The following is a 3,622-nucleotide window of genomic DNA, read 5'->3' as shown; positions in this document are numbered from 1 at the left end:
GGCGCGGGCCCTGGTCCGCGAGCCGGACCTGCTGCTGCTCGACGAGCCGTTCGGCGCCCTGGACGCGCTGACCCGCCTGCGGATGCAGATCCTGCTGCGCCGGCTGCGCGCCGAGCACGGCTTCGCCGCCCTGCTGGTCACCCACGACGTGGAGGAGGCGCTGCTGCTCGCCGACCGGATCCTTCTCCTGGACGAGGGCCGCATCGCCGCGGAACTGCCCGTCGACCTCGGCCCCACCCGCACGCCGGACGATCCGGCCTTCGGCGCGCTGCGCCGCCACCTGCTCGACCGACTCGGCGTTCCCACCACCTGACGAGCGGAGCTGCGATGACCCGCTGGACCCCCGACCCCACGTTCTACCCCTCGCCCCGCGAGGCGGTGACCGCACCGGCGGAGAAGCTCGCCTACGTGGCGGCTTCGACCGGACGGCCAGTCGTCCGGACGCCATCGTGGTGCTGGACACCGACTCCCCCGACTCCCCCGACTACGGCCGGGTCGTCGGCTGGACCGACCTGCCGTACGTGGGTGACGAGCTGCACCACTTCGGCTGGAACGCGTGCAGCAGCGCGCTCTGCCCGACCGCGCCGCACCCGCACGTCGAGCGGCGCTACCTGATCGTCCCCGGCCTGCGGTCGTCGCGCATCCACGTGCTCGACACCCAGCCGGATCCGCGCCAGCCGCAGATCGTCAAGGTGATCGGGGCCGACGAGCTGGCGAAGCGGGCCGGCTACTCACGGCCGCACACCGTGCACTGTGGCCCGGACGGCATCTACCTCTCCGCTCTCGGCGGCGCGGACGGCGCGGAGGGCCCGGGTGGCATCGCCATTCTCGACCACACCACGTTCGAGGTCCGCGGGGCGTGGGAGGCCGACCGGGGGCCGCAGTTCCTGGCGTACGACGTGTGGTGGCACCTGACCCAGGACGTGCTGGTCACCAGCGAGTGGGGCACCCCGCCGATGATCGAGGACGGCATCATCGGTGAGCTGCTGCTGGGTCGACGCTACGGGCACGCCATCCACTTCTGGGATCTGGCGAAACGCCGGCACGTCCAACGGGTCGATCTCGGCGACCAGTACCAGATGCCGCTGGAGCTGCGGCCGGCACACGATCCGACGAAGTCGTACGGGTTCGTCGGCGTGGTGATCAGCGTCGAGGACCTGTCCGCCTCGATCTGGCTCTGGCACCGCGACGGGGACGCCTGGGCGGTCACCAGGGTCATCGACATCCCGGCCGAGCCGGCCGACCCGGCGAACCTGCCCGACCTGCTCAAACCGTTCGGGGCGGTGCCGCCGCTGGTGACCGACATCGACCTGTCGGTCGACGACAAGTTCCTCTACGTCTCCTGCTGGGGCACCGGGGAGCTGCGCCAGTACGACGTCAGCGACCCGCTGCACCCGGTCCAGACGGGCTCGGTGCACCTCGGCGGGATCGTCCGCCGCACCGCGCACCCGTCCGCACCCGACGAGGCGTTGGCCGGTGGCCCGCAGATGGTGGAGGTCAGCCGGGACGGCCGGCGGGTCTACGTCAGCAATTCGCTCTACGGCGCGTGGGACGACCAGTTCTACCCCGACGGGGTGGGTGCCTGGCTGGCCAAGCTCGACGTCGACGTGGACGCCGGTGGACTCGCCCTCGATGAGCGGTTCTTTCCGAACGGGGATGAGTTCCGGGGCCTGCGGGTGCACCAGACCCGGTTGCAGGGCGGGGACGCCTCCTCCGACTCGTACTGCTATCCATGACCGTCACCACCCTCGCGACGCTCGCCGCGCTCGGCGCGTTCCATGGTCTGAACCCGGCGATGGGTTGGCTGTTCGCCGTGGCGCGGGGCCTCCAGGAGCGCAGCCGGCTGGCGCTGCTGCGCGCCCTGCCGCCGATCGCGGCGGGGCATCTCGCCTCGGTGGCCATCGTCGCCGCGTTGGTCACCGCGACCCGGTCGGTGACGGCGAGCAGCACCCTCGCGGTGGTCGGCGGTGTGGTGCTGGTGGCCTTCGGGCTGTGGCGGCTGCTCTCCGAGCGGCACTTCCGCTGGGCGGGGATGCGGCTGTCGGCCGCCGCCGGTCCGCGCCGTACGGGGCACGGCCGTCAGGTCCCGCAGCGGTACGCCCCACCGCATCTCACCAACCCCGCCGTCGTCACCGATGCGCGTGCAGAGCGCCCCGCCGTCGCCGGCCGCGAGCCGGGGCGGGGTCGGTGGCGGGGCGTTCGGGCCGGTCGGCGTGAGATCAGGCACCGTGGGCAGCGCGGCGAACCGGCCCAACGTCATCGGCACCGGTGCCACCTGCCCGGTGCGGGCCAGCAGCAACCCCGCCTGCAACTCGGTGATGCCGGCCAGGCCGGCGTCGAGCGCCACCGCGTACTGCCGACCGCCGCCGGAGTTGCTCACCAGGTAGACAGTGCCGATCGCGGCACCCGGCACCCGGGTGGCGGGCCGACCCAACGCGGGCAGATCGAGTGGGGCGAGGTCGGTGCCGGCGGGCAGCGAGTTGAGCAGTGCCGGCGCGACCCCGACCGCCTGGGCTCGGGTGGTGGCGAGCGCCGCCAGCACCCGGCTCGGATCACGGACGAGGTAGCGGCGCTGATGCCAGACCAGGTGCAGCCCGCCGTCGGGGTGGCGCAGGAGCAGCGCGTCGTCGCCCAACGGCCGACCGCCGTCGGGCTCGGTGCCGATCAGCAACGCGGAGCGGGGCGCCTCGACGCCCGTGCCGGCCGGGACGGTCGAGCAGACCGTCCACGCCGTGGCGGCCAGCCGGCCCGGGGCGGGCAGCGAGTCGGGTGCGTCGGCGATGCCCAACGGCAGCCCGCGCGGCACTCCGTCGATCGTGCGTCGGGACACCAGGACGGTCTTCGAGCGGTCCGCACCGACGATGAGCAGCGCCGAGGCGTAGTTGAGCACCGGGTGCAGCTTCTGCTCGCGGTAGACGAACCGGGCGCCGGACTCCTTCTCCACGATCACCGCACCCGGGTCCCGCCAGCCCTTGCCGCCGCCGGCGAACAGGCCGTAGAGGGCGAAGCCACCGAGCCCGATCGCCGCGACCAGGACGCTGGCCAAGCCGGCGCCGGCCAGCCGCCGAAACGGCGACTGCGCGGGGTCGGTCTCCCGCATGACCAGGGCGGCGACCGCACGCTGGACGCTGAACTGGTAGGAGTGCAGCTGGTCCTGCCGCGACGGCATGAGTCCCCTCCGGTGGATCGGCCGGGCACAGGATATGCGCTGCGTCAATGTCCCGTGGACCCTGCGTGGCCGCCCGTCGCGGGGCAACCGCTACCATCCGTGGACGAATCCGGCGACGAGGGGGCACCCGTGGGCGCGCGTTTCGAAGAGCTGGCCTGGCGGGAGACGCCGATCGGCGCGATCAGCCTGCGCCGACGCCGGGACCCGGCACTCCAGGTCGAGGTGTACGAGGTCAAGCTCGACGACGAGTACCTGATGTCCAGCCTCTTCCCGGTCGCGGAGATCGAGCTGGCCCGGCTCGGTCTCGCCGAGGTGGCCGGTGATTCGCTCGACGTGGTGGTGGGCGGCCTCGGGCTGGGCTACACCGCCTGCGCGGCGCTGGGCGACCCCCGGGTGCGCTCACTGTTCGTGGTGGAGGCGATCGAGGACGTGATCGACTGGCACCAACGAGGG

At 73.0% G+C, this 3,622-nt stretch carries 1 protein-coding gene and 3 pseudogenes; 3 read left to right on the top strand and 1 reads right to left on the bottom strand.

Annotated elements, in window-relative coordinates:
- Positions 1 to 313: pseudogene (locus ABZ749_RS31660) on the top strand (ABC transporter ATP-binding protein); the annotation flags it as partial.
- Between the two features lie 136 nt (positions 314 to 449).
- On the top strand, positions 450 to 1,736 hold the full coding sequence (locus ABZ749_RS31655; protein WP_357234260.1) for a selenium-binding protein SBP56-related protein: 1,287 nt from the start codon (positions 450 to 452) through the stop codon (positions 1,734 to 1,736).
- 326 nt (positions 1,737 to 2,062) lie between these two features.
- Here ABZ749_RS31655 and eccB read toward each other — a convergent pair.
- Positions 2,063 to 3,169, bottom strand: a pseudogene (gene eccB / locus ABZ749_RS31650) (type VII secretion protein EccB); the annotation flags it as partial.
- A 129-nt stretch (positions 3,170 to 3,298) separates the two neighbouring features.
- Here eccB and ABZ749_RS31645 point away from each other — a divergent pair.
- Positions 3,299 to 3,622 (top strand): annotated as a pseudogene (locus tag ABZ749_RS31645) (spermidine synthase); the annotation flags it as partial.

Origin of the sequence: Micromonospora sp. NPDC047753 (assembly GCF_040642735.1) — a bacterium.
Lineage (GTDB): Bacteria > Actinomycetota > Actinomycetes > Mycobacteriales > Micromonosporaceae > Micromonospora.
Note: the sequence above shows the minus strand (reverse complement) of the source record. Positions and strands in the feature narration are given on the sequence as shown.